This window comes from Variovorax sp. AC103, from assembly GCF_979254005.1.
This window is the reverse complement of record NZ_CEEDFC010000004.1, coordinates 100,426-124,073: the sequence shown is the minus strand read 5'-3', so window position 1 is coordinate 124,073 and position 23,648 is coordinate 100,426. Positions and strand designations below refer to the sequence as shown.

23 protein-coding genes and 1 tRNA gene are annotated in these 23,648 nt (G+C 65.8%); 5 read left to right on the top strand and 19 right to left on the bottom strand.

Annotated elements, in window-relative coordinates; translation table 11 throughout:
* Positions 1 to 17: 17 nt before the first annotated feature.
* The 11 genes from AC0IYU_RS07230 to uvrB form a co-directional block, all read right to left on the bottom strand.
* Entirely contained in the window at positions 18 to 140 is a 123-nt protein-coding gene (locus AC0IYU_RS07230) for a stereocilin (protein WP_435438576.1), read from the bottom strand.
* A gap of 186 nt (positions 141 to 326) precedes the next feature.
* A tRNA-Val gene (locus AC0IYU_RS07225) sits at positions 327 to 401 on the bottom strand.
* 60 nt (positions 402 to 461) lie between these two features.
* Positions 462 to 1,184 (bottom strand): DNA polymerase III subunit epsilon, encoded by a 723-nt coding sequence (gene dnaQ / locus AC0IYU_RS07220; RefSeq protein WP_435438575.1) that lies wholly within the window; start codon positions 1,182 to 1,184, stop codon positions 462 to 464.
* Entirely contained in the window at positions 1,184 to 1,522 is a 339-nt protein-coding gene (fdx, locus tag AC0IYU_RS07215) for an ISC system 2Fe-2S type ferredoxin (protein ID WP_435438574.1), read from the bottom strand. The genes dnaQ and fdx overlap by 1 nt, the downstream gene beginning before the upstream one ends.
* 9 nt (positions 1,523 to 1,531) lie before the next feature.
* On the bottom strand, positions 1,532 to 3,394 hold the full coding sequence (gene hscA / locus AC0IYU_RS07210; protein WP_472114639.1) for a Fe-S protein assembly chaperone HscA: 1,863 nt from the start codon (positions 3,392 to 3,394) through the stop codon (positions 1,532 to 1,534).
* A gap of 6 nt (positions 3,395 to 3,400) precedes the next feature.
* Positions 3,401 to 3,919: a Fe-S protein assembly co-chaperone HscB gene (gene hscB, locus AC0IYU_RS07205; protein ID WP_472114636.1), complete on the bottom strand. Its 519-nt coding sequence runs from the start codon at positions 3,917 to 3,919 to the stop codon at positions 3,401 to 3,403.
* A 63-nt stretch (positions 3,920 to 3,982) separates the two neighbouring features.
* The gene (gene iscA, locus AC0IYU_RS07200) at positions 3,983 to 4,306 is read right to left on the bottom strand and encodes an iron-sulfur cluster assembly protein IscA (RefSeq protein WP_472114633.1); all 324 of its coding nucleotides are present in this window, start codon (positions 4,304 to 4,306) and stop codon (positions 3,983 to 3,985) included.
* 1 nt (position 4,307) lies between these two features.
* Positions 4,308 to 4,724 carry a Fe-S cluster assembly scaffold IscU gene (gene iscU, locus AC0IYU_RS07195; protein WP_116907255.1) on the bottom strand — a complete coding sequence of 139 codons (417 nt, stop codon included), beginning with the start codon at positions 4,722 to 4,724 and terminating at the stop codon, positions 4,308 to 4,310.
* A 50-nt stretch (positions 4,725 to 4,774) separates the two neighbouring features.
* Positions 4,775 to 5,995, bottom strand: coding sequence for an IscS subfamily cysteine desulfurase (locus tag AC0IYU_RS07190; RefSeq protein WP_472114630.1), 1,221 nt, complete (start codon positions 5,993 to 5,995; stop codon positions 4,775 to 4,777).
* Between the two features lie 75 nt (positions 5,996 to 6,070).
* Positions 6,071 to 6,607 carry a Fe-S cluster assembly transcriptional regulator IscR gene (gene iscR, locus AC0IYU_RS07185; RefSeq protein WP_093237517.1) on the bottom strand — a complete coding sequence of 179 codons (537 nt, stop codon included), beginning with the start codon at positions 6,605 to 6,607 and terminating at the stop codon, positions 6,071 to 6,073.
* A gap of 255 nt (positions 6,608 to 6,862) precedes the next feature.
* Positions 6,863 to 8,980: an excinuclease ABC subunit UvrB gene (gene uvrB / locus AC0IYU_RS07180; RefSeq protein ID WP_472114627.1), complete on the bottom strand. Its 2,118-nt coding sequence runs from the start codon at positions 8,978 to 8,980 to the stop codon at positions 6,863 to 6,865.
* Positions 8,981 to 9,085: 105 nt separating this feature from the next.
* Here uvrB and AC0IYU_RS07175 point away from each other — a divergent pair, with 105 nt between their 5' ends.
* The 4 genes from AC0IYU_RS07175 (at position 9,086) to AC0IYU_RS07160 (ending at position 13,179) form a co-directional block, all read left to right on the top strand.
* Positions 9,086 to 10,282 (top strand): amino acid aminotransferase, encoded by a 1,197-nt coding sequence (locus AC0IYU_RS07175; protein ID WP_435484056.1) that lies wholly within the window; start codon positions 9,086 to 9,088, stop codon positions 10,280 to 10,282.
* A gap of 157 nt (positions 10,283 to 10,439) precedes the next feature.
* The gene (locus tag AC0IYU_RS07170) at positions 10,440 to 11,891 is read left to right on the top strand and encodes a polyhydroxyalkanoate depolymerase (protein WP_472114624.1); all 1,452 of its coding nucleotides are present in this window, start codon (positions 10,440 to 10,442) and stop codon (positions 11,889 to 11,891) included.
* A gap of 20 nt (positions 11,892 to 11,911) precedes the next feature.
* Positions 11,912 to 12,544, top strand: coding sequence for an RnfABCDGE type electron transport complex subunit B (locus AC0IYU_RS07165; protein ID WP_472114621.1), 633 nt, complete (start codon positions 11,912 to 11,914; stop codon positions 12,542 to 12,544).
* Positions 12,541 to 13,179 (top strand): LysE family translocator, encoded by a 639-nt coding sequence (locus AC0IYU_RS07160; RefSeq protein WP_472114618.1) that lies wholly within the window; start codon positions 12,541 to 12,543, stop codon positions 13,177 to 13,179. Before AC0IYU_RS07165 ends, AC0IYU_RS07160 begins: the two co-directional genes overlap by 4 nt.
* Here AC0IYU_RS07160 and yedA read toward each other — a convergent pair.
* On the bottom strand, positions 13,145 to 14,071 hold the full coding sequence (gene yedA, locus AC0IYU_RS07155; protein WP_472114616.1) for a drug/metabolite exporter YedA: 927 nt from the start codon (positions 14,069 to 14,071) through the stop codon (positions 13,145 to 13,147). The genes AC0IYU_RS07160 and yedA overlap by 35 nt on opposite strands.
* A 118-nt stretch (positions 14,072 to 14,189) precedes the next feature.
* On the opposite strand from yedA, the gene AC0IYU_RS07150 reads away from it, so the two are divergent.
* On the top strand, positions 14,190 to 14,687 hold the full coding sequence (locus tag AC0IYU_RS07150; protein WP_435496139.1) for an Lrp/AsnC family transcriptional regulator: 498 nt from the start codon (positions 14,190 to 14,192) through the stop codon (positions 14,685 to 14,687).
* Here the strand turns inward: AC0IYU_RS07150 and AC0IYU_RS07145 are convergent.
* From AC0IYU_RS07145 to scpA, 7 genes are read right to left on the bottom strand one after another with little or no spacing between them, the layout of a single operon-like run.
* A complete protein-coding gene (locus tag AC0IYU_RS07145) occupies positions 14,677 to 15,165 on the bottom strand; it encodes a VOC family protein (RefSeq protein WP_472114613.1) in 489 nt (162 codons plus the stop codon). The two genes, AC0IYU_RS07150 and AC0IYU_RS07145, sit on opposite strands and share 11 nt — an antisense overlap.
* Positions 15,162 to 16,199 carry a biotin synthase BioB gene (gene bioB, locus AC0IYU_RS07140; RefSeq protein ID WP_472114610.1) on the bottom strand — a complete coding sequence of 346 codons (1,038 nt, stop codon included), beginning with the start codon at positions 16,197 to 16,199 and terminating at the stop codon, positions 15,162 to 15,164. Before bioB ends, AC0IYU_RS07145 begins: the two co-directional genes overlap by 4 nt.
* Positions 16,199 to 18,247, bottom strand: coding sequence for an acetyl-CoA carboxylase biotin carboxylase subunit (gene accC, locus AC0IYU_RS07135; RefSeq protein WP_472114607.1), 2,049 nt, complete (start codon positions 18,245 to 18,247; stop codon positions 16,199 to 16,201). The genes bioB and accC overlap by 1 nt, the downstream gene beginning before the upstream one ends.
* Positions 18,248 to 18,264: 17 nt before the next feature.
* Positions 18,265 to 19,809 (bottom strand): acyl-CoA carboxylase subunit beta, encoded by a 1,545-nt coding sequence (locus AC0IYU_RS07130; protein WP_472114604.1) that lies wholly within the window; start codon positions 19,807 to 19,809, stop codon positions 18,265 to 18,267.
* Between the two features lie 60 nt (positions 19,810 to 19,869).
* Positions 19,870 to 20,868, bottom strand: coding sequence for a methylmalonyl Co-A mutase-associated GTPase MeaB (gene meaB, locus AC0IYU_RS07125; RefSeq protein ID WP_435484782.1), 999 nt, complete (start codon positions 20,866 to 20,868; stop codon positions 19,870 to 19,872).
* Between the two features lie 44 nt (positions 20,869 to 20,912).
* Positions 20,913 to 21,386: a GNAT family N-acetyltransferase gene (locus AC0IYU_RS07120; protein WP_435484065.1), complete on the bottom strand. Its 474-nt coding sequence runs from the start codon at positions 21,384 to 21,386 to the stop codon at positions 20,913 to 20,915.
* Positions 21,387 to 21,400: 14 nt separating this feature from the next.
* Positions 21,401 to 23,563 carry a methylmalonyl-CoA mutase gene (gene scpA, locus AC0IYU_RS07115; protein WP_435484066.1) on the bottom strand — a complete coding sequence of 721 codons (2,163 nt, stop codon included), beginning with the start codon at positions 23,561 to 23,563 and terminating at the stop codon, positions 21,401 to 21,403.
* Positions 23,564 to 23,648: the final 85 nt, after the last annotated feature.

Sequence of the window (23,648 nt, the reverse complement as noted above, 5' to 3'; positions counted from 1 at the left end):
TCGCACGCCGCGCGCACTCACAACACGCTGGGCGGCGGCTCGGGATCGGTGGTTTCGTCGGGCGGCGTGCTCGGTCCTTGATCGGGCTCTACAGGCAGGTCCGGCGTGAGCGGAGTCGGAAGGTCGGGATGGGTGGCCATGGTGTTGCTCCTTTGGCCCAGGTTGTAGGCCTGTGCCGCGGGAGCTGCGCCAGCCCTTCGCTGCACTTGCCGTCGGCGGGAGCCGACAGGTCAGCCATTGACGCCGCGAAGCAGAAATGTCGCGCAAGGCAGGAACGAACGGACAACAAAAAAGCGACCTGGAAATCCAGGTCGCTTTTTCTGATTTGGTGGGCGGTGGAGGTTTCGAACCTCCGACCCCAGCAGTGTGAATGCTGTGCTCTACCCCTGAGCTAACCGCCCTGAGACACTGCTTTTGAGTTCAGTGTCTTGAACACGTATCGCGTTGTGCGAAGCCTCAGATTATGCCACAGCTTTTTCGCTGTTCTGGCGAAACAGTGTTCGGCCACCGCTCGATTTGTCGAGCTGAGACAACACGGCCTCGTGCGCGGCGAGTTCCTGCTCGCCCGCCGCGATCACCGGCAGCGCGAACTGGCTCAGGTCGATGGCCACCACAGTGGTGCCCAGCGCCGGCTCGTTCGAGGCCACGTCGATCAGCAGCGCGTCCTGCCCGCGCGTGAGGTTGATGTAGACGTCGGCCAGCAACTGCGCATCGAGCTTCGCGCCGTGGAAGGTGCGGTTCGAACGGTCGACACCGAAGCGGTCGCACAGCGCGTCGAGCGAATTGCGTTTGCCCGGGTACACCAGCTTGGCCATGGCCAGCGTGTCGGTCACTTCGCTGACGAAGGTGCGCAACGGCGGCAGGCCGGCGCGCTCGAACTCCTTGTTGAGGAAGCCGACGTCGAAGGCCGCGTTGTGAATGATCAGCTCGGCGCCGCGCAGGTACTCGATGATGTCGTTGCCCAGCGTGGCGAACTTCGGTTTGTCGCGCAGGAAGTCGGTGGTCAGGCCGTGCACCTTGAGCGCGTCTTCATGGCTCTCGCGCTCGGGGTTGAAGTAGATGTGCAGGTCGTTGCCGGTGAGCTTGCGGTTGAACAGCTCCACGCAGCCGAGCTCGATGATGCGGTCGCCATTCTCCGCGGAGAGGCCGGTGGTTTCCGTATCGAGAACGATCAGTCTGGACATCAGTGGTTTTCCTTGGCGTGGTTGATCGAGTACTTCGGAATCTCGATGGTCACATTCTCCTGCGCCAGGATCGATTGGCAACTCAGGCGCGACTGCGGCTCCAGGCCCCAGGCGCGGTCGAGCAGGTCTTCTTCACCCTCCTCGGCTTCGTTGAGCGAATTGAAGCCCTGGCGCACGATGACGTGGCAGGTCGTGCAGGCGCAGCTCATCTCGCAGGCGTGCTCGAGGTTGATGTGGTTGTCGAGCAGCGCCTCGCAGATCGAGGTGCCGGCGGGCGCGGTGATTTCGGCGCCCTGCGGGCAGTACTCGGGATGCGGGTAGATCTTGATCGTGGGCATGTTGTTGTTCTACAGGGATTCGACCTTGCGGCCCGAAAGCGCGCGCGCAATGCCCGCGTTCATGCGCTGGGCGGCAAAGGCCTCGGTGTCGTCGGCCAGTTTCTTGGTGGCGGCCTCGATGGCAGCCGCCTCGTTGCTCGCCTTGGCGGCTTCGCGCAACCGCGCCATCGACGCGTCGATGACGGCGCGTTCCTCGGCGCCAAGCAGGTCGCCATCGGCGTCGAGCGCGCTCTGCGTGGCCAGCAGCATGCGGTCGGCATCGACGCGCGACTCGACGAGCGCGCGGGCCTGCATGTCTTGCTGCGCAGTGGAGAAGCTCTCCTGCAGCATGGTTGCGATCTGGTCGTCCGACAGGCCGTACGACGGCTTGACCGTCACGCTGGCCTCGACGCCGCTGCCCTGCTCCTTCGCACTCACGCTCAGCAGGCCGTCGGCGTCGACGGTGAAGGTCACGCGGATGCGCGCCGCGCCGGCCGCCATCGGCGGGATGCCGCGCAGCGTGAAGCGCGCGAGGCTGCGGCAATCGGACACCAGGTCGCGCTCGCCCTGCACAACGTGCAACGCCAGCGCGGTCTGGCCGTCCTTGTAGGTCGTGAAGTCCTGCGCCATGGCCGTGGGAATGGTCTGGTTGCGCGGCACGATGCGCTCGACGAGCCCCCCCATGGTCTCGATGCCGAGCGACAACGGAATCACGTCCAGCAGCAGCAACTCGCCTGCGCCGTCGTTGCCGGCCAGCTGGTTGGCCTGGATGGCGGCGCCGAGGGCCACGACTTCGTCGGGGTTCAGGTTGACCAGCGGCTCGCGGCCGAAGAACCCGGCAACGGCCGCGCGGACCTGCGGCATGCGGGTGGAGCCGCCGACGAGCACGATGCCTTGCAGGTCGTCGGGCTTGAGCCTGGCATCGCGCAGCGCCTTGCGAACGGCAGCGATGGTGCGGTCGGTGAGCGGCTTCGTGGCCGCGTCGAACTGCTCGCGGGCCAGATCGAACGTGACCGTTTCGCCCGCGACGCTCGCGCTGAATGCGGTCGATGCCGATTCGGTCAGTGCCTCCTTGGCGGCGCGCGCAGCCACCAGCAAGGCGGCCTTGTCGGTGTCGCTGCCGGCTTGCAGGCCGGTTTGCTCGAGCACAAAACCGGCCAGCGCGTGGTCGTAGTCGTCGCCGCCCAGGGCCGAATCGCCACCCGTGGCAATCACTTCGAACACGCCCTGCGTCAGTCGCAGGATCGAAATGTCGAAGGTGCCGCCGCCCAGGTCGTAGACCGCGTAGACGCCCTCGCTCGCGTTATCGAGGCCGTACGCGATGGCGGCGGCCGTGGGCTCGCTGATCAGGCGCAGCACGTTGAGGCCGGCAAGCTGCGCAGCGTCCTTGGTGGCCTGGCGCTGGCCTTCGTCGAAGTACGCCGGCACGGTGATGACCGCGCCGTAGAGTTCATCGTCGAAGGTGTCTTCGGCGCGGAAGCGCAAGGTCGCAAGAATCTCGGCGCTGATCTCGACGGGCGACTTCTCGCCCGCCAGGGTCTGCACCGTCACCATGCCGCCGTCGTTGCTGCCGATGCGGAACGACATGGCCTCGCGGTTGGCGATGTCGGCCAGGCCTCGGCCCATGAGCCGTTTCACCGAGGTGATGGTGTTGGCCGGGTCATGCGCGCGCGCGGCGAGCGCGTCGAAACCGATCTGGCGGCGGTCGCCCTCGAGGTAGCGCACGGCCGAAGGCAGCAGCACGCGGCCCTGGTCGTCGGGCAGGCACTCGGCCACGCCATTGCGCACGGAAGCCACCAGCGAATGCGTGGTGCCGAGGTCGATGCCCACGGCAATGCGGCGCTGGTGCGGGTCGGGCGCCTGGCCGGGTTCGGAAATCTGAAGAAGAGCCATAAGGGCCTATTGTCCCAACTGATCGAATTTGGCTTCGACGTCCTGTCCGAAGCGCTCAATGAACATGAGGGCTCTCACCTGCTGGGCGGCGGCGGGGTAGTCGCCCTTCTCGTCGATGAGCCAGTCGAGCGAAGACAGCGCGCGTGCTCGGCCCGCATCGACCTCGGCCTGCAGCTTCTCGAGCGCGGCGGTGTCCTCGACCTCGTCGAGCGCTTCGCGCCATTCCATCTGCTGCATCAGAAACTCCGGCGGCATCGCCGTGTTGTTCTCGGCGTTCAGCGGCGCGTCGTGCAGCTCGCAGATGTAGCTGGCGCGGCGCACCGGGTCCTTGAGCCGCTGGTAGGCCTCGTTGATGCGCACCGACCACTGCATGGCCACGCGCTGCGCCGCAGCGCCCTGTGCGGCGAAGCGGTCCGGGTGGGCTTCGCGCTGCAGCTCTTTCCAGCGTGCGTCGAGCGCCGCGCGGTCCTGCGCAAACGTCGCCGGGACGGCGAACAGTTGAAAGTCGGTGTCGTTCAGGTTCATGGCAAGAAAAAACCGCCAGCACATGACATGGTGGCGGCTGTGGTCGCGGTCAGCGACGGTGCATCAGATGCGAAAACTCTCGCCGCATCCGCAACGGTCGCGTTCGTTCGGGTTGATGAACTTGAAGCCTTCGTTCAGGCCTTCACGCACGAAGTCGAGCTGCGTGCCGTCGATGTAGGCCAGGCTCTTCGGGTCGACCAGCACCTTCACGCCGTGGTCTTCGAACACCACGTCTTCGGGGGTGAACTCGTCCACGTACTCGAGCTTGTAGGCCAGGCCCGAGCAGCCGGTGGTCTTCACGCCCAGCCGCACGCCCACGCCCCTGCCCCGTTTACCGAGGTAGCGGGTGACGTGTCGCGCAGCGGCTTCGGTCAGCGTGACGGCCATGTCAGTGAACGGCTTCCGCAGCAGCTTCGGTCTTGACGCCGTGCTTGGCCTTGTAGTCGCTCACCGCCGCCTTGATCGCGTCTTCGGCCAGGATGGAGCAGTGGATCTTCACGGGCGGCAGCGCCAGTTCTTCGGCGATCTGCGCGTTCTTCAGCGCAGCCGCTTCGTCGAGCGTCTTGCCCTTGACCCATTCGGTCACGAGCGACGACGAGGCAATGGCCGAGCCGCAGCCGTAGGTCTTGAAACGGGCATCTTCGATCACGCCGGTTTCGGGGTTGACCTTGATCTGCAGCTTCATCACGTCGCCGCAGGCCGGGGCGCCGACCATGCCGGTGCCTACCGAGTCGTCGCCCTTTTCGAAGGAGCCGACGTTGCGTGGATTTTCGTAATGGTCGATGACCTTGGAAGAATATGCCATGGTGTACCTCTCAAACTTTGTTCAATCGTGGAGCCTTGGGCTGGCCTGGGTCAGTGGGCCGACCACTGGATCGTGCTGATGTCGACGCCGTCCTTGAACATCTCCCACAGGGGGCTCAGCTCGCGCAGCTTCGCGACGTTGTGCTTGATGGTCGAGATCGCGTAGTCGATTTCTTCTTCGGTCGTGAAACGGCCGATGGTCATGCGCAGGCTGCTGTGGGCCAGTTCGTCGCTGCGGCCCAGGGCGCGCAGCACGTAGCTGGGTTCCAGGCTGGCCGAAGTGCAGGCCGAACCCGACGACACCGCCAGGCCCTTGATGCCCATGATCAGCGACTCGCCTTCGACATAGTTGAAGCTCATGTTCAGGTTGTGCGGCACACGACGCTCGAGGTCGCCGTTGATGAACACCTGTTCGACGTCCTTCAGGCCGTCGAGCAGGCGCTGCTGCAGGCGGCGCGCTCGGGCGATGTCGTCCTTCATTTCGAGCTTGGCGATGCGAAACGCCTCGCCCATGCCGACGATCTGATGCGTAGGCAGCGTGCCCGAACGCATGCCGCGCTCATGGCCACCGCCATGCATTTGCGCTTCAAGGCGAATGCGCGGCTTGCGACGCACATACAGCGCGCCGATGCCCTTGGGGCCGTAGGTCTTGTGCGAGGCGAGGCTCATCAGGTCGATAGGCAGTGCGGTGATGTCGATCTCGACCTTGCCGGTGGCCTGGGCCGAATCGACGTGGAAGATCACACCCTTCTCACGGCAGACGTTGCCCAGCGCGACCACGTCTTGAATGACGCCGATTTCGTTGTTCACGAACAGCACGCTGGCCAGGATGGTGTCGGGGCGGATCGCGGCCTTGAATTTCTCCAGGTCGACGAGACCGTTTTCCTCGACGTCGAGGTAGGTCACTTCGAAGCCCTGGCGCTCGAGTTCGCGCATGGTGTCGAGCACGGCCTTGTGCTCGGTCTTCAGGGTAATCAGGTGCTTGCCCTTGCCCTTGTAGAACTGGGCCGCGCCCTTGAGCGCGAGATTGATCGACTCGGTGGCACCCGACGTCCAGACGATCTCGCGCGGATCCGCGTTGATCAGCTCAGCCACCTGGCCGCGCGCCTTCTCGACCGCTTCTTCAGCCTCCCAGCCCCAGGCGTGGCTGCGAGATGCGGGATTGCCGAAGTGTTCGCGCAGCCACGGAATCATGGCGTCGACCACACGGGGGTCCACGGGCGTGGTGGCGCCGTAATCGAGATAGATCGGGAAATGAGGAGTTACGTCCATGGCTGGCTCGTGCTGGCGTGGGGGTTGTTTTTTGATCTGGCGGCTCTTGGCGGCGCCCGCAGGCGCTGCCGACACTCAGGACTTGGCGAAGACGTTGCCGAGGGCGAACACCGAATTCGGCGCATTCACGCGAATCGGCTTGACCACCGGCTGGGCCGAGATCGCACGCTTGACGACCGGCTTGTTCTCGATCTGCACGCCCTTGGCGATCTGGTCGTCCACCAGCTTCTGCAACGTGACGGAATCAAGGAACTCGACCATGCGCTGGTTCAGCGAGGCCCAGAGTTCGTGCGTCATGCAGCGGCCGGCTTCGCCGAGGCAGTTTTCCTTGCCGCCGCACTGGGTGGCATCGATGGGTTCATCGACGGAGACAATGATGTCGGCCACGGTGATGTCTGCCGCCTTGCGGCCGAGGCTGTAACCGCCGCCGGGGCCACGGGTCGACTCGACCAGCTCGTGACGGCGCAGCTTGCCGAACAGCTGCTCGAGGTACGACAGCGAAATTTGCTGCCTTTGGCTGATTGCAGCCAGCGTGACCGGACCGGTGTTCTGACGCAGTGCCAGATCGATCATTGCTGTGACCGCAAAACGGCCTTTGGTAGTGAGACGCATCGCAAGCTCCTTCAAGTGCTTACCGTTGAAATGACACCGCAGTCCCGGACCGCGGTGACTTCGTCTCCGCCCTGCCCGACCCCAGACACTGGTGAACCAGCCGGTAGGAGTCGGTCCTTCATCGCGAAGTTCTTTTTATGTTGTTGACTGTTTCGGTCAAGTATAACAAAAACCCCGAACTCTGCTCGGGTAAACCCCAGCGCGGTTCGCTTGAAGAATGCGAACCTCCGAACCAGGGCCAGCTGGACACCAGACCTACTGCGGCAAAACCGCGATGTTGTCGCCGCCGGACGCCCCGAACGCCCGCTCCCGCAGCAGCGCCAACTGGTCGCGCACCCGGGCGGCCTTCTCGAATTCGAGGTTCCGGGCGTGCTCCAGCATCTGCTTTTCGAGCCGCTTGATTTCCCGGGCGATGTCCTTCTCGCTCATGTCCTCGACCTTGGCGCGCTCCAGGTCGAGCTTGGCCATTTCCTTGCCGGTCTTCTCGCTGTAGACACCGTCGATCAGGTCGCGCACCTGCTTGACGATGCTGCGCGGCGTGATGCCGTTAGCCTCGTTGTGGGCAACCTGCCGCGCACGCCGGCGCTCGGTTTCGCCAATGGCCAACTTCATCGAATCGGTCATCCGGTCGGCGTAGAGAATGGCCTTGCCGCTCAGGTTGCGCGCTGCCCGGCCGATCGTCTGGATCAGCGAGCGCTCGGAACGCAGGAAGCCTTCCTTGTCGGCGTCGAGAATCGCGACCAGCGACACCTCTGGAATGTCCAGTCCTTCGCGCAGCAGGTTGATGCCCACGAGCACGTCGAAGGTGCCGAGGCGCAGGTCGCGCAGAATTTCGACCCGCTCCACGGTGTCGATGTCGCTGTGCAGGTAGCGCACCTTCACCCCGTTGTCGCCCAGGTAGTCGGTCAGTTGCTCGGCCATGCGCTTGGTGAGCGTGGTGATGAGCACACGTTCGTTCTTGTCCACGCGGATGCGGATCTCGCCCAGCACATCGTCCACCTGATGCGTTGCGGGACGCACCTCGACCTCGGGGTCGATCAGCCCGGTGGGCCGCACCAGCTGTTCGACCACGTTGCCCGCATGGTCCTTCTCGTACTGCGCCGGCGTGGCCGACACGAAGATGCACTGGCGCATGCGCGTCTCGAACTCTTCCAGCTTGAGCGGCCGGTTGTCCAGGGCGCTCGGCAGGCGAAAGCCGTATTCGACCAGCGTGGTCTTGCGGGCCCGGTCGCCGTTGTACATGCCGCCGAGCTGCCCGATCATCTGGTGGCTCTCGTCGAGGAACATCAGCGCGTCCTTCGGCATGTAGTCCGTCAGCGTGGCGGGCGGCTGGCCCGGCGCGGCGCCCGACAGGTGGCGGGTGTAGTTCTCGATGCCCTTGCAATGGCCGATCTCGGCGAGCATCTCGAGGTCGAAACGCGTGCGCTGCTCCAGCCGCTGCGCCTCGACCAGCTTGCCCGCGCCCACCAGTTCCTTGAGCCGGCCGGCCAGCTCGATCTTGATGGTTTCCACCGCCGCCAGCACCTTGTCGCGCGGCGTCACGTAGTGGCTCGACGGGTACACCGTGAAGCGCGGCACCTTCTGCCGGATGCGCCCGGTCAACGGGTCGAACAGCTGCAGCGATTCGATCTCGTCGTCGAACAGCTCGAAGCGGATCGCCAGTTCGCTGTGCTCTGCCGGAAACACGTCGATGGTGTCGCCCCGCACGCGAAAGGTGCCGCGCGCAAAATCCTGCTCGTTGCGCGTGTATTGCATGCGGATGAGCCGCGAGATCAGGTCGCGCTGGCCGACCTTGTCGCCCACGCGGGCAATCAGCCGCATCTCCATGTAGTCCTCGGGCGTGCCGATGCCGTAGATGGCGCTCACCGTGGCCACGATCACCGTGTCGCGGCGCTCCAGCACGCTCTTGGTGGCAGACAGCCGCATCTGCTCGATGTGCTCGTTGATCGAGGAGTCCTTCTCGATGAACAGGTCCCGCTGCGGCACGTAGGCCTCTGGCTGGTAGTAGTCGTAGTAGCTCACGAAGTACTCGACCGCGTTCTTCGGGAAGAACTCGCGGAACTCGCTGTAGAGCTGGGCCGCCAGGGTCTTGTTGGGCGCAAAGATGATGGCCGGGCGGCCCAGTTGCGCGATCACGTTGGCCATGGTGAAGGTCTTGCCCGAGCCGGTCACGCCCAGCAGGGTCTGGAACACCTCGCCGTCGTTCACGCCCGCCACCAGCCCCTCGATGGCCTTGGGCTGGTCCCCGGCCGGCGGATAAGGCTGGAAAAGCTCGAACGGAGAGCCGGGGTAGCGGACGAATTCGCCCTGTTTTGCGGGCCCGATCGGGTCCAGCTTCTTCAGGTCTGCTATGGCTTCGTTGTTCTCTGGCATGGCTGTTCCCGACAGGTGGCGATCACGCCGGTAAAATTCAAGGCAACCGGAAAGCGTAGCGCAAACCCGGTTGCCAGCGAAGCTTTCATCCCAAAGGACCTTTCCATGTCTATGTTCACCGCGGTCGAAATGGCACCGCGCGACCCGATCCTCGGCCTCAACGAGCAGTTTGCCGCCGACACCAACCCCTCCAAGGTCAATCTCGGCGTCGGCGTCTATTACGACGACAACGGCAAGCTGCCCCTGCTGCAGTGCGTGCAGGCGGCCGAGCAGAACATGATGAAAGCGCCCACGGCGCGTGGTTATCTGCCCATCGACGGCATCGTCGCGTACGACAACGCCGTGAAGGCATTGGTCTTCGGCGCCGACAGCGAACCCGTCACGTCGGGCCGCGTGGCCACCATCCAGGCCATCGGCGGAACCGGCGGCCTGAAGGTCGGCGCCGACTTCCTGAAGAAGCTCAACCCCAACGCCAAGGTCCTGATCAGCGACCCGAGCTGGGAGAACCACCGCGCGCTGTTCACCAACGCCGGCTTCGAGGTCGAAAGCTACCCCTACTACGACGCCGCCAAGCGCGGCATCGACTTCGACGGCATGCTGGCCGCCCTGAACGCGGCGCCCGCCGGCACGGTCGTCGTGCTGCACGCCTGCTGCCACAACCCGACCGGCTACGACATCACGTCCGCGCAGTGGGACCAGGTCGTCGCCGCCGTCAAGGCCAAGAACCTCGTGCCCTTCCTCGACATGGCCTACCAGGGCTTCGGCTACGGCCTGACCGAAGACGGCGCGGCCGTCGGCAAGTTCGTCGATGCCGGACTGACCTTCTTCGTGTCGACCTCGTTCTCCAAGAGCTTCAGCCTGTACGGCGAGCGCGTCGGCGCCCTGTCGGTGCTGTGCGAGAACAAGGAAGAAGCTGGCCGCGTGCTGTCGCAGCTGAAGATCGCCATTCGCACCAACTACAGCAACCCACCGATCCACGGCGGCGCCGTGGTGGCCGCGGTGCTCGGCACCCCCGAACTGCGCGCCCTGTGGGAAAAGGAGCTCGGCGAGATGCGCGTGCGCATCAAGGCCATGCGCCAGAAGCTGGTCGACGGCCTGAAGGCCGCCGGCGTGAAGGAAGACATGAGCTTCATCACCACGCAGATCGGCATGTTCAGCTACTCGGGCCTGAGCAAGGACCAGATGGTGCGCCTGCGCAATGAATTCGGCGTGTACGGCACCGACACCGGCCGCATGTGCGTGGCCGCGCTGAACAGCAAGAACATCGAGCACGTCTGCGCCTCGATCGCCAAAGTCATCTAAGTGACAGCAAAGTGTGAGGGAATCGCCTTCGCGACGATTCCTTCACATTCCGTGGAAAAAGCACCCCGGCCTTGGCGTCCGTGTAGGGGTTAGGCCTCCTGCACCGCAGCGAAGGCACTGATATATTGCACTGCAACATTCCACTCCAACACCAGCGATGCTCTATCAACTCTACGAAGCCCAGCGTTCCCTGATGGAGCCCTTCTCGGACTTCGCCCAGGCAGCCTCCAAACTCTACGGCCCCGGCGCCGTGTGGGGCCAGATGCCCATGGCGCAGCGCATGGCCGCAGGCTACGACCTGCTCTATCGCCTCGGCAAGGACTACGAGAAGCCCGAATTCAACATCAAGTCGGTGAAGGTCGGCGGCGAAGATGTCGTCATCCAGGAAGCCATCGCACTCGACAAACCCTTCTGCGAGCTGCGCCGGTTCAAGCGCTTCACCGACGAGCCGCACATCCTCAAGACGCTCAAGAGCCAGCCCGTGGTGCTGATCGTGGCGCCCCTGTCGGGCCACTACGCCACGCTGCTGCGCGACACTGTGCGCACCATGCTGCAGGACCACAAGGTCTACATCACCGACTGGAAGAACGCGCGGCTGGTGCCGATGTCGGAAGGCGAGTTCCACCTCGACGACTACATCAACTACGTGCAGGAGTTCATCCGCCTGCTGCAGGCCGAGTACGGCAACTGCCACGTGGTGAGCGTGTGCCAGCCGACCGTGCCGGTTCTGGCGGCCGTGTCGCTCATGGCGAGCCGCGGCGAAGCGCTGCCGCTCACCATGACCATGATGGGCGGCCCCATCGACGCGCGCAAGTCGCCCACGGCGGTGAACAACCTCGCGATGAACAAGAGCTTCGAGTGGTTCGAGAACAACGTGATCTACCCCGTGCCGCAAGGCTTCCCGGGTGCGGGGCGCCGCGTGTACCCAGGCTTTTTGCAGCACACCGGCTTCGTGGCGATGAACCCTGACCGCCACGCCACCAGCCACTACGACTACTTCAAGGACCTCATCAAGGGCGACGACGCCAGCGTCGAGGCCCACCGCAAGTTCTACGACGAGTACAACGCCGTGCTCGACATGGACGCCGACTACTACCTCGACACCATCCGCACCGTGTTCCAGGAGTTCGACCTGGTCAACGGCACATGGGACGTCAAGAACCCCGAAGGCCAGGTGGAGCGCGTGCGCCCGCAGGACATCCGCGGCGCCGCCCTGCTCACCGTCGAAGGCGAACTCGACGACATCTCCGGCTCCGGCCAGACCGAGGCCGCGCACAGCCTGTGCACCGGCATCTCGGACAGCAAGCGCGAGCACTACGAAGTCAAGGGCGCGGGCCACTACGGCATCTTCAGCGGCCGCCGCTGGCGCGACCTGGTCTACCCGAAGGTGGTGAAGTTCATCGCAGCCAACGACGAGCCGCAGAGCCGCGCGGGCAACCGCGGCGAGATTGCCGCCGAAGACACCGTGAAGCCAACTCGCAAGACCACCGCCGTCGCCGCCAAGAAGGCGCCGGCAAGAAAGGCTGCGACCGTGGCCGCGCCCGCTGTGCCCGCAGCGGCCAGGAAGACCGCCGCGCGCAAGAAGGCCGGCGCCAGCGCCGCGCGCTGAAGCGCGCCTGCCAAGTTCCAGTGAACGGACTCGCCGCACGCATCAACGACGCACTGCCCCAGACGCAGTGCACCCGGTGCGGCTACCCGGACTGCGCCGGCTACGCGCAGGCCGTGGCAAACGAGGAGGCGGGCATCAACCAATGTCCGCCGGGCGGCGCGGAAGGTATCGCGCGCCTGGCGCTCATCACCGGGCGCCCCCCGCTACCGCTCGATCCCCAGTTCGGTACCAAAGGCCCGCGCGCCATGGCCGTCATAGACGAGGCCTGGTGCATCGGCTGCACCTTGTGCCTGGACGCCTGCCCGACCGACGCCATTGTCGGCATCAACAAGCGCATGCACACGGTGATCGAGGCGCACTGCACCGGTTGCGAGCTGTGCATTCCGGTGTGCCCCGTCGACTGCATCTCGCTCGAGGTCGAAACGCCCGGCCGCACCGGCTGGCAGGCCTGGTCTGCCGAGCAGGCCGCCAGCGCGCGGCGCCGCTACGAAGTGCACGGCAAGCACCGCAACACCGACGCCCGCCTGGCTGAAACGGCGCCCCAGCCCGAAACCCCGCAGGACGCCGGCGCACGCAAGCGCGCCATCGTCGAAGCCGCGCTGGCGCGGGCACGTGCCGCTTCACAGCAACGCACCCAGGCTACGAAGCCATGACCCTCGACACCCTGCTCATCTACGCCGTCGCATCGCTCGCGCTGGCCCTGATTCCGGGACCGACGATGCTGCTGGCGCTGTCCAACGGCATCGAGGGCGGCATGCGCCGCGCAAGTTGGGGCATTGCGGGCGCATCGCTCGGCAGCATCACATTGATCGCGGTCGTCGCGCTCGGGCTGGGGTCGCTGCTGGCGGCTTCGGAATGGCTCTTCAACGCGATACGCGTCGCCGGCGTGGCCTACCTCGTGTGGCTGGGAGTCAAGCTCTGGCGCAGCGAGGCGACCGATCTCGGCGCCGCGCTGGCCAAGTCGCCGCTCGAAGTTCGCCCGCACGGCGGCATCGCGCTGCTGCGCAGCCTGGCCGTGGCGCTGTCGAACCCGAAGACCGTGCTGTTCTTCGCGGCCTTCCTGCCGCAGTTCTTCGACATCGCGAAGCCGCAAGGTCCGCAGTACCTGCTGCTGGGCGCTGTGTTCGTCGCGCTCGACACCTGCGTGATGCTGGCCTACGCCGGCGCCGGCACGCAGGTCGTGCGCTTTCTTTCGCAGCGCGGCGTGAAGGCCATGAACCGCGGCTGCGCAGCCGGCATGTGGCTGCTGGCCGCTACCCTTGCCGTGTGGCGCCGCCCCGGCGCTTGAAGAGCAAAAGCAGCACCCCCGCCAGCACCACGCCCACGGCGTACCACTCGAAGCGCGTGACCGTTTCGCCGGCGATCCACACGCCCAGCAGCATCGCGATCACCGGATTCACGAAGGTGTAGCTCGACGCCAGCGCGGCCGGTGCCCTCGCCAACAGCACCATGTAGGCATTGAAGGCAATCAGCGAGCCGAACACCACGAGGTAGAACCACGCGGCCACCGCCTCGGCGTGCAAGGGCCAATTCAGCGTTTCACCGGACACCGCGGCCAGCCCCATCAGCACCACGCCACCACACAGCATCTCGCTCGCGAAACCCATCGCGCCGGGCGCCAGCGGCAGGCCGCGCTGACTCAGCACGCTGCCGAGCGACCAGCAGCAGCAGGCGATGCAGATCGCCAGCAAGCCTTCGGGCGAAGACCGGAAGCCGCTGCCCTGCGTCAGCATCAGCACGCCGACAAGCCCGAGCGCAATGCCCGCTGCCTCCAGCCGCGACGGCTTCACACCCCAGATCAGGTTGAGCAGCGCAATGAGCAGCGGAATCACCGCGATGAACGCGACGACCAGCCCAGAGCCGATCGACACCTCGGCACTGGCCGTGCCGCCCATGCCGCCGCCCAGCATCAACGCCCCGACGATGAAGGCATTGCGCCATTGCACCGGCGACGGCCACGGCGCCCCGCGCCAGCGCATCCACACGATGAGCAGCACGCCCGCGCAGAGGAAGCGCGAGCCCATCTGCAGGAACGGCGGAAAGCTCACGAGCGCGTACTTGATCGCGAGGTAGGTCGAGCCCCAGACCACCCAGGTGGCGGCAAGGCACAGCCACAGCAGCAGCGGCAATCCGGAGCGCCCGGCAGACGTGGGCTTGGCTGGAGAAGCGAGGGTGGCCATGGCCGAGGGAAGTCTCTTGTTGGTATGTGAAGGCAGCCATGGTATGAAAGCCAACCTCCGGCATCCATGCGACTTTCATGGTTCTGCCCTCTTCCAACCGTTGATTTGAAGGAGTTGCATGGACTTCACCTTGACCCCCACGCTGGATGCGCATGACACCCGCATCCTGGCCGAACTGCAGAACGATGCGCGCCTGACCATGGCCGAACTCGGCCGCCGCGTGCACCTGAGCCAGCCCGCCGTGACCGAACGCGTGAAGAAACTGGAGGCCGCTGGCGTCATCAGCGGCTACCGCGCCACCGTGAACCTGGGCAAGCTGGGCTACGGCATCCGCGCCATCATCCGCGTGGGCCGCGCCGACTACGCACGCGTGGTCGAACTGGTGCAGCAGACGCCCGAATGCGTCAATGCCTACAACGTGACCGGAGAAGACAGCTGGATCCTCGAGATCGCTGTGATCGACGTGAGCCACCTCGATGCGGTGGTCACCAAGTTCTGCATCCTCACGGAGACGGCGACCTCGATCATCCTGAACCCGGCGCGCGAGCACCAGGCGATGCTGCCGCCCCGGCGTTCCGACGTGAAGCCGCCGATCAAGAAAGTGCTCAACGCGTAGCTGCGAACGCGCTGAAAGCCGCCACCACTTCCGGCGGCGCCTGCACCATCTCGATCAGCACGCCCTCGCCCGCAATCGGAAACTCGTCGTTCGCCTTCGGGTGCAAAAAGCAGATGTCGAAGCCGGCCGCGCCCTTGCGGATGCCGCCGGGCGCAAAACGCACGCCCTGCGCCGTGAGCCATTCGACGGCCTTGGGCAGGTCGTCGATCCACAGGCCCACATGGTTCAGCGGCGTCGTGTGAACGGCGGGCTTCTTTTCGGGGTCCAGCGGCTGCATCAGGTCGACCTCGACCTTGAACGGACCCACGCCCATCGTGCAGATGTCCTCGTCGACGTTCTCGCGCTCGCTCCTGAACGTGCCCGTCACCTCGAGCCCCAGCATGTCGACCCACAGCTTCTGCAGCCGCAGCTTGTCAGTACCGCCGATGGCGATCTGCTGAATGCCCAGCACCTTGAAAGGACGTGTGACGGCGGTCATGCGGCGCATCCCTCTTCGCTTGTTGCCTGAACCTGGCGGGCCTGCAGGCCAAGCCTGCGCAGCAGCACCGTGTCGGCCTCGACGTCGGGGTTGCCGGTGACCAGCAGCTTGTCGCCGTAGAAGATCGAGTTCGCGCCGGCCATGAAGCACAGCGCCTGCACCGCGTCGCCCATCTGCTGGCGCCCCGCCGACAGCCGCACGCGCGCGGTCGGCATGGTGATGCGCGCAACCGCGATCATGCGCACGAAGTCGAAGGGGTCGACCGGCTCCGAATCGGCCAGCGGCGTGCCCGGCACGCGCACCAGGCTGTTGATGGGCACCGACTCCGGGTAGGGGTTCAGGTTGGCCAGTTGCGCGATGAGCCCGGCGCGGTGCACCGGCGCCTCGCCCATGCCCACGATGCCGCCGCAGCACACGCTGATGCCGGCGCTGCGCACGTGGGCCAGCGTGTCGAGCCGGTCCTGGTAGGTGCGCGTGTCGACCACGTCGGTGTAGTACTCGGGCGCCGTGTCGAGGTTGTGGTTGTAGTAGTCCAGGCCCGCGGCCTTAAGCTGGTGCGCATGATGCGGCTCCAGCATGCCCAACGTGGCGCATGTCTGCAGGCCCAGGCCCTTGACGGCCTCGACCAGCACGGCGACCTTCTCCACGTCGCGGTCCTTGGGCGCGCGCCAGGCAGCGCCCATGCAGAAGCGCGTGGCGCCGGCGTCCTTGGCGGCCTGCGCGGCGCGCACCACCTCGTCGACCTCCATGAGTTTCTGCGCCTTCACGCCGGTGTCGAACTCGGCCGACTGCGGGCAGTAGCCGCAGTTCTCGGGGCAGCCGCCGGTCTTCACCGACAGCAGCGTGGCCAGCTCGATGTCGCCGGCGGGAAAGTGCGCGCGGTGCACGGTTTGCGCCTCGAACAGCAGGTCCATCAGCGGCTTGTCGAGCAGCGCCTGGATGGCCTCGACGGACCAGCGTACGTCAGCCATCGGTGCCGTGGCCTTCGACGGCCGGTGCAGCGTGATCGCCTGTTGCAGGTCGTTGGCACCCATCAGTTGAACTCCATGATGATCTGGTCTACCGCGAGCGACTCGCCCTTGTTCGCGGAAATCTTGCCCACCACGCCGTCCTGTGTGGCGAACAGCACGTTCTCCATCTTCATCGCCTCGATCACCGCGAGCTTCTCGCCGGCCTGCACCTGCTGCCCCGGCTGCACCGCCACCTCGACCAGCAGGCCCGGCATCGGCGACATCAGGAACTTGCTCAGGTCCGGCGGCGCCTTGTAGGGCATCAGTTCGAGCAGGCGCGCGCCCAGCGGCGACAGCACCATCGCCTCGATCTGCGTGCCGTCGTGCGACACGCGCAGTGCCAGCGGGTTCTTGCCAGCGCCGCGCTCCACCTGCGCGGTGAAGGGCTTGTCGTTGACGATGCCCGTCACGCGAATCGCACCCAGCGCAAAGCTGCTGTCGATCTTGTAGCTCTTGCCGGCCACGGACACCGCGCTCGCGCCGGTCTTGCCCTGGAAGTCGCTGACCGACACCGGGTGGTGCACGTGCTTGCCTTCGGGCCCCATTTCGACCACCACGAACTGCTCGCCCACCTTCACGCCATGGCCTTCGAGCTGACCGCTGATGCCCGAGGCACGCGCACGATAGCGGCGGTGCACGTAGGCAGCCAGCGCCACCAGGAACGAGGGATCGGTGTGCGGCACGTCTTCCGCATGGAAGCCCTTGCCGTAGTGCTCGGCGATGAAGCCGGTGTTGAAGTCGCCCGCCACGAACTTCGGATGCGCCAGCAGCGCCGCCTGGAACGGAATGTTGCTGCTCACGCCGCGGATCACGAAGCCGTTGAGCGCCTCGCGCATGCGGGCAATCGCATGCTGGCGGTCCTTGCCGTGCACGATGAGCTTGGCGATCATCGAGTCGTAGTACATCGGGATCTCACCGCCGTCGTACACGCCGGTGTCCACGCGCACGCCCTGCAGGTGTTCGGTGTCGCTGGCGAACATGGTCTGCGCCGGCGGCTGGAACTTCACCAAGCGCCCGGTCGAGGGCAGGAAGTTGCGGAACGGGTCTTCGGCGTTGATGCGGCACTCGATGGCCCAGCCGTCGCGCTTCACCTGCTCCTGCGCAAGCGGCAGCTTCTCGCCGGCCGCCACGCGGATCATCAACTCGACCAGGTCCAGCCCGGTGATGCATTCCGTCACCGGATGCTCCACCTGCAGCCGCGTGTTCATCTCCAGGAAGAAAAAGCTCTGGTCCTTGCCGACCACGAACTCCACCGTGCCCGCGCTCTGGTAGTTCACCGCCTTGGCCAGCTGAACGGCCTGTGCGCCCATCGCCTTGCGCGTCTCGTCGCTGATGAAGGGCGAAGGCGCCTCCTCGATCACCTTCTGGTGCCGCCGCTGGATGGAGCATTCGCGCTCGTTCAGATAAATGACGTTGCCGTGCGAATCGCCCAGCACCTGGATCTCGATGTGGCGCGGCTCCTCGACGAACTTCTCGACGAACACGCGGTCGTCGCCGAAGCTGTTGCGCGCCTCGTTGCGGCACGAGGTGAAGCCCTCGAAGGCCTCCTTGTCGTTGAAGGCCACGCGCAGGCCCTTGCCGCCGCCGCCGGCCGAGGCCTTGATCATCACCGGGTAGCCGATGCCCTGCGCAATTTCGACGGCGCGCTCGGCCGTCTCGATGGCGTCGTTCCAGCCCGGAATGGTGTTGACCTTGGCTTCATTGGCGAGCTTCTTCGAAGCGATCTTGTCGCCCATCGCCGCGATCGAGTGGTGCTTGGGCCCAATGAAGACGATGCCCTCTTCCTCGACCTTGCGCGCGAAGGCTTCGTTCTCCGACAGGAAGCCGTAGCCGGGGTGCACCGCCTCGGCGCCGGTCTGCTTGCAGGCCGCGATGATGCGGTCGGCCTGCAGATAGCTCTCGCGGCTGGGCGCGGCGCCGATGTGCACGGCCTCGTCGGCCATCTCGACGTGACGGGCTTCCTTGTCGGCGTCGGAGTACACGGCGACGGTGAGGATGCCCATCTTCTTGGCCGTCTGGATGACGCGGCAGGCGATTTCGCCGCGGTTGGCGATCAGGATCTTCTTGAACATGTTCTTCTTCTCCGCGCTCACAGGGGGATGTTGCCGTGCTTGCGCCACGGGTTCTCGAGCTTCTTCTCGCGCAGCATCACCAGCGAGCGGCAGATGCGCTTGCGCGTCTCGTGCGGCAGGATCACGTCGTCGATGTAGCCGCGTGCGCTCGCCACATACGGGTTGGCAAAACGCGCCTTGTATTCGGCTTCGCGCGCAGCCAGCTTCTCGGGGTCGTTCTTGTCCTCGCGGAAGATGATTTCCACCGCGCCCTTGGCGCCCATCACCGCGATCTCGGCGCGCGGCCAGGCCAGGTTGACGTCGCCGCGCAAATGCTTGGAGGCCATCACGTCGTAGGCGCCGCCGTAGGCCTTGCGCGTGATGACGGTGATCTTGGGCACCGTGCACTCCGCGTAGGCGTAGAGCAGCTTGGCGCCGTGCTTGATGATGCCGCCGTACTCCTGGCCGGTACCAGGCATGAAGCCGGGCACGTCGACGAAGGTGACCACCGGAATGTTGAAGGCGTCGCAGAAGCGCACGAAGCGCGCGGCCTTGATGCTGCTCTTGATGTCCAGGCAGCCCGCCAGCACCAGCGGCTGGTTGGCCACGATGCCGATGGTCTGGCCTTCCATGCGCGCAAAGCCGATCACGATGTTCTTCGCATAGTCGGGCTGCAGCTCGAAGAAGTCGCCGTCGTCCACCACCTTCAGGATCAGTTCCTTGATGTCGTAGGGCTTGTTCGGGTTGTCGGGCACCAGCGTATCGAGCGAATAGTCGGGCCGGTCGGCAGGGTCGCCCTGGCCGTTGTTGCCCAGCCGCACCGGCGGCTTCTCGCGGTTGTTCAGCGGCAGGTAGTTGTACAGGCGGCGCAGCATCATGAGCGCCTCGACGTCGTTCTCGAACGCCATGTCGGCTACGCCGCTGCGCGTGGTGTGGGTGACGGCGCCGCCGAGCTCTTCGGCGGTCACGCTCTCGTGCGTCACGGTCTTCACCACCTCGGGGCCGGTGACGAACATGTAGCTCGAGTCCTTCACCATGAAGATGAAGTCGGTCATGGCGGGCGAATACACCGCGCCGCCCGCGCACGGGCCCATCACCATGCTGATCTGCGGCACCACGCCCGAGGCCATCACGTTGCGCTGGAACACGTCGGCATAGCCGCCCAGCGACGCCACGCCTTCCTGGATGCGCGCGCCGCCCGAGTCGTTCAGGCCGATGACCGGTGCGCCGACCTTCATGGCCTGGTCCATCACCTTGCAGATCTTCTCGGCATGGGCTTCGCTGAGCGCGCCGCCGAACACGGTGAAGTCCTGGCTGAACACGAACACGAGGCGCCCGTTGATCATTCCGTAGCCCGTGACCACGCCGTCGCCGGGGATCTTCTGTTCGGCCATGCCGAAGTCGACCGAGCGGTGCTCGACGAACATGTCCCACTCTTCGAAGGTGTTGTCGTCCAGCAGCAGCTCGATGCGCTCGCGCGCGGTGAGCTTGCCCTTGGCATGCTGCGCGTCGATGCGCTTCTGCCCGCCGCCGAGGCGCGCCTTGGCGCGGCGCTGTTCGAGTTGTTCAATCAGTTCTTGCATGGTGTGTTCCGAAGCTGTGGTCCTGAATTTCTCTGCGATGTGCGATGTGATCTGCAGCCGTCAAAGGCGCGCAGTGATGGCCGCCGCCGCGAGCAGGCTGCGCGCCGCCGTGGAGGCCGGCAAGGTGCCCTGCGCCACCTGTTGTGTGAGTTGCGGCAGCAGCTCGCGCACCTGAGGGTGGTGTTTGAAAGCCTGCTTCAGCCCGGCGTCGATGCGCTCCCACATCCACGCAGTGGCCTGCTTTTCGCGGCGCCGGGCGAGCTTGCCGTTGGCGGTCTGCAGTTGCCTGAACTGGGCGACCGCGTCCCAGAACGCGTCGACGCCCGTGCCCGCGAGTGCGCTGAGCTGCAGCACCTTGGGCAGCCAGAAGCGCACTTCGGCGCCGCTGTGCGCGTCGTGCACCGCATGCGCGTGGTCCGGGTTGCCCTGGTGGCCGAAGAGGCGCAGCGCCGAGGTGATCTGCGCCTGCGCGCGCGTGGCGGCATCCTTGTCGATGTCGGCCTTGTTGATGACCACGAGGTCGGCGATTTCCATCACGCCCTTCTTGATCGCCTGCAGGTCGTCGCCGGCGTTGGGCAGTTGCATCAGCACGAACATGTCGGTCATGCCCGACACCGCCGTCTCGCTCTGGCCCACGCCCACGGTCTCGACGATGACCACGTCGTAGCCCGCGGCCTCGCACACCAGCATGGCCTCGCGCGTCTTCTCGGCCACGCCGCCCAGCGTGCCGCTCGACGGGCTGGGCCGGATGTACGCGCGCTCGTGCACCGACAGGCGCTCCATGCGCGTCTTGTCGCCGAGGATGGAGCCGCCCGACACGGTGGAAGAAGGATCGATGGTGAGCACCGCCACGCGGTGGCCCTTGTCGATCAGCAGCAGCCCCAGCGTTTCGATGAAGGTCGACTTGCCGACACCGGGCACGCCCGAAATGCCGAGGCGAAACGACTGCCCGGTGCGAGGCAGCAGCGCGGTGAGCAGTTCATCGGCCTGCGCGCGATGGTCGGTGCGCGTGGATTCGAGCAGCGTGATGGCCTTGGCGATGGCACGGCGTTGGGCCATGCCCGGCGAACCGGTGACGGCACCTTCCAGCGCCTGCACGGTGTTCAGCACGCCGCCTCCGACGCCACGCGCCAGCGGTAGTGCAGGTCGACGCCCTCCTCGCCTTCGAGCACGAAGCCGTGCCGCAGGTAGAAGCGGTTGGCGTCGCTCTCCACCAGCGCGGTGAGCGCGATGTCGCGCTGCTGTTCGCGCGCCTGCGACTTGGCCCAGTGCAGCACCCACTCGCCGATGCCCAGGCCCTGGAAACCGGTGCGCAGGTAGAGATGGTCCAGGCGCAGCGCATCGGCGCCTTCGGGCTTGAGCGTGACGAAGCCCACGCGCTGGTCGCCGTCGAGCACGATGTGGTGCATGAAAGGCACCACGAAGCCCGCGCTCAGGCGCTCGCGCGAACGCTCGGGGTCGAAGCGGCCCACGCGTTCCAGGCTGGGGCGCATCGCATCGACACGCAAGGCCAGCATGGCCTCGAAATCGCTGGAATCGACCGGCTGCAGCGACAGCCGCGACAAGAGATCGCTCACGTCGGTGCTTTTCTTCAGGCCGCGACGGCCGCGCGAATCTGCTCCAGCACGTCCTTCGCGCTGGCCGGAATGGGCGTGCCCGGTCCGTAGATGCCCTTGACGCCGGCCTCGTACAGAAAGTCGTAGTCCTGCCGCGGAATCACGCCGCCGACGAACACGATGATGTCGTCCGCGCCCTGCTTCTTCAGTTCTTCGATGATGGCCGGCACCAGCGTCTTGTGGCCGGCCGCGAGCGTGCTCACGCCCACGGCATGCACGTCGTTCTCGATGGCCTGGCGCGCGCATTCCTCGGGCGTCTGGAAGAGCGGGCCCATGTCCACGTCGAAGCCCAGGTCGGCGAACGCCGTGGCCACCACCTTGGCGCCGCGGTCGTGCCCGTCCTGGCCGAGCTTGGAGATCATCACGCGCGGGCGGCGGCCCTGTTCTTCTGCGAAGGCGTTGATCTCGGTCTTCAGTGCTTCCCAGCCTTCGGCCGAGTCGTAGGCGGCTGCGTACACACCGGTCACCTTCTGCGTGTCGGCCCGATGGCGGCCGAAGATCTTTTCGAGCGCGTCCGAAATCTCGCCCACCGTGGCGCGCAGGCGCACGGCGTCGATGCTCAGCGCCAGCAGGTTGCCGGTGCCGTTCTCGGCGGCGTCGGTCAGCGCATCGAGCGCGGCCTGCACCTTGGCGGTGTCGCGCGAGGCGCGAATGGTCTGCAGCCGCGCCACCTGCTGGTCGCGCACCTTCACGTTGTCGATCGACAGGCTGTCGATCGCGTCCTCGGTCTTCAGCTTGTACTTGTTGACGCCCACGATCACGTCCTTGCCGGAGTCGATGCGCGCCTGCTTCTCGGCCGCGGCCGCCTCGATCTTGAGCTTGGCCCAGCCGCTGTCGACCGCACGGGTCATGCCACCCATGGCCTCGACCTCTTCGATGATGGTCCAGGCCGCATCGGCCATGTCCTGCGTGAGCTTTTCCATCATGTAGCTGCCGGCCCAGGGGTCGATCACGTTGGTGATGTGGGTCTCTTCCTGGATGATCAGCTGCGTGTTGCGCGCGATGCGCGAGCTGAACTCGGTGGGCAGCGCAATGGCTTCGTCCAGCGCGTTGGTGTGCAGGCTCTGCGTGCCGCCGAACACCGCGGCCATCGCCTCGATGGTGGTACGCACCACGTTGTTGTACGGGTCCTGCTCGGTGAGGCTCCAGCCCGACGTCTGGCAGTGCGTGCGCAGCATCAGGCTCTTGGGGTTCTTGGGCTCGAACTCCTTCATGATCCGGCACCACAAGAGGCGCGCGGCGCGCATCTTGGCCACTTCGAGGTAGAAGTTCATGCCGATGGCCCAGAAGAAGCTCAGGCGCCCGGCGAAGCCGTCCACGTCGAGGCCCTTGGCCAGCGCGGTCTTCACGTACTCCTTGCCGTCGGCCAGCGTGAAGGCGAGTTCGAGCGCCTGGTTGGCGCCGGCTTCCTGCATGTGGTAGCCGCTGATGGAGATCGAGTTGAACTTGGGCATGTGCTGCGCCGTGTACTCGATGATGTCCCCGATGATCCGCATGCTCGGCGCCGGCGGAAAAATGTACGTGTTGCGGACCATGAACTCCTTGAGGATGTCGTTCTGGATGGTCCCGCTCAGCAGCTCCTGCGACACGCCCTGCTCTTCGGCCGCGACCACGTAGCCCGCCAGCACCGGCAGCACGGCGCCGTTCATCGTCATGGACACGCTCACCTTGTCCAGCGGAATCTGGTCGAAGAGGATCTTCATGTCCTCCACCGAATCGATCGCCACGCCGGCCTTGCCCACGTCGCCGGTCACGCGCGGATGGTCGCTGTCGTAGCCGCGGTGGGTGGCCAGGTCGAAGGCCACGCTCACGCCCTGCCCGCCGGCGGCCAGCGCCTTGCGGTAGAAGGCGTTCGATTCCTCGGCGGTGGAAAAACCCGCGTACTGCCGAATGGTCCAGGGGCGCACCGCATACATGGTGGCCTGCGGGCCGCGCAGGTAGGGTTCGAAGCCGGGCAGCGTGTCGGTGTACTTCAGGCCCTGCAGGTCGGCCGCGGTGTACAGCGGCTTGACGGTGATGCCGTCGGGCGTGATCCAGTTCAGCGCGTTCACGTCGCCACCCGGCGCGGACTTGGCGGCGGACTTGGCCCAAGCACCGAGGTCGGCGGGCTTGAAGGTGGGTTCGGGAGTGCTGCTCATGAGGGGGGCCGTTCGCAGTGTCTGCAGGGTATTCGCAAATTCGCCTGCACGGATTTGCAAGCCGGGCGCGAGTCTAACCCATCCA

Excerpts from the sequence above, each read along its gene's own strand:
- AC0IYU_RS07230 (WP_435438576.1), bottom strand. The coding sequence starts at position 140 with ATGGCCACCCATCCCGACCTTCCGACTCCGCTCACGCCGGACCTGCCT.
- meaB (WP_435484782.1), bottom strand. The coding sequence starts at position 20,868 with ATGGCCCAACGCCGTGCCATCGCCAAGGCCATCACGCTGCTCGAATCC.
- AC0IYU_RS07130 (WP_472114604.1), bottom strand. The coding sequence starts at position 19,809 with ATGCAAGAACTGATTGAACAACTCGAACAGCGCCGCGCCAAGGCGCGC.
- AC0IYU_RS07145 (WP_472114613.1), bottom strand. The coding sequence starts at position 15,165 with ATGACCGCCGTCACACGTCCTTTCAAGGTGCTGGGCATTCAGCAGATC.
- AC0IYU_RS07190 (WP_472114630.1), bottom strand. The coding sequence starts at position 5,995 with ATGGACGTAACTCCTCATTTCCCGATCTATCTCGATTACGGCGCCACC.
- yedA (WP_472114616.1), bottom strand. The coding sequence starts at position 14,071 with ATGGCCACCCTCGCTTCTCCAGCCAAGCCCACGTCTGCCGGGCGCTCC.
- scpA (WP_435484066.1), bottom strand. The coding sequence starts at position 23,563 with ATGAGCAGCACTCCCGAACCCACCTTCAAGCCCGCCGACCTCGGTGCT.
- iscA (WP_472114633.1), bottom strand. The coding sequence starts at position 4,306 with ATGGCCGTCACGCTGACCGAAGCCGCTGCGCGACACGTCACCCGCTAC.
- AC0IYU_RS07175 (WP_435484056.1), top strand. The coding sequence starts at position 9,086 with ATGTCTATGTTCACCGCGGTCGAAATGGCACCGCGCGACCCGATCCTC.
- accC (WP_472114607.1), bottom strand. The coding sequence starts at position 18,247 with ATGTTCAAGAAGATCCTGATCGCCAACCGCGGCGAAATCGCCTGCCGC.
- iscU (WP_116907255.1), bottom strand. The coding sequence starts at position 4,724 with ATGGCATATTCTTCCAAGGTCATCGACCATTACGAAAATCCACGCAAC.
- hscB (WP_472114636.1), bottom strand. The coding sequence starts at position 3,919 with ATGAACCTGAACGACACCGACTTTCAACTGTTCGCCGTCCCGGCGACG.
- hscA (WP_472114639.1), bottom strand. The coding sequence starts at position 3,394 with ATGGCTCTTCTTCAGATTTCCGAACCCGGCCAGGCGCCCGACCCGCAC.
- fdx (WP_435438574.1), bottom strand. The coding sequence starts at position 1,522 with ATGCCCACGATCAAGATCTACCCGCATCCCGAGTACTGCCCGCAGGGC.
- AC0IYU_RS07160 (WP_472114618.1), top strand. The coding sequence starts at position 12,541 with ATGACCCTCGACACCCTGCTCATCTACGCCGTCGCATCGCTCGCGCTG.
- dnaQ (WP_435438575.1), bottom strand. The coding sequence starts at position 1,184 with ATGTCCAGACTGATCGTTCTCGATACGGAAACCACCGGCCTCTCCGCG.
- uvrB (WP_472114627.1), bottom strand. The coding sequence starts at position 8,980 with ATGCCAGAGAACAACGAAGCCATAGCAGACCTGAAGAAGCTGGACCCG.
- AC0IYU_RS07170 (WP_472114624.1), top strand. The coding sequence starts at position 10,440 with ATGCTCTATCAACTCTACGAAGCCCAGCGTTCCCTGATGGAGCCCTTC.
- iscR (WP_093237517.1), bottom strand. The coding sequence starts at position 6,607 with ATGCGTCTCACTACCAAAGGCCGTTTTGCGGTCACAGCAATGATCGAT.
- bioB (WP_472114610.1), bottom strand. The coding sequence starts at position 16,199 with ATGGGTGCCAACGACCTGCAACAGGCGATCACGCTGCACCGGCCGTCG.
- AC0IYU_RS07150 (WP_435496139.1), top strand. The coding sequence starts at position 14,190 with ATGGACTTCACCTTGACCCCCACGCTGGATGCGCATGACACCCGCATC.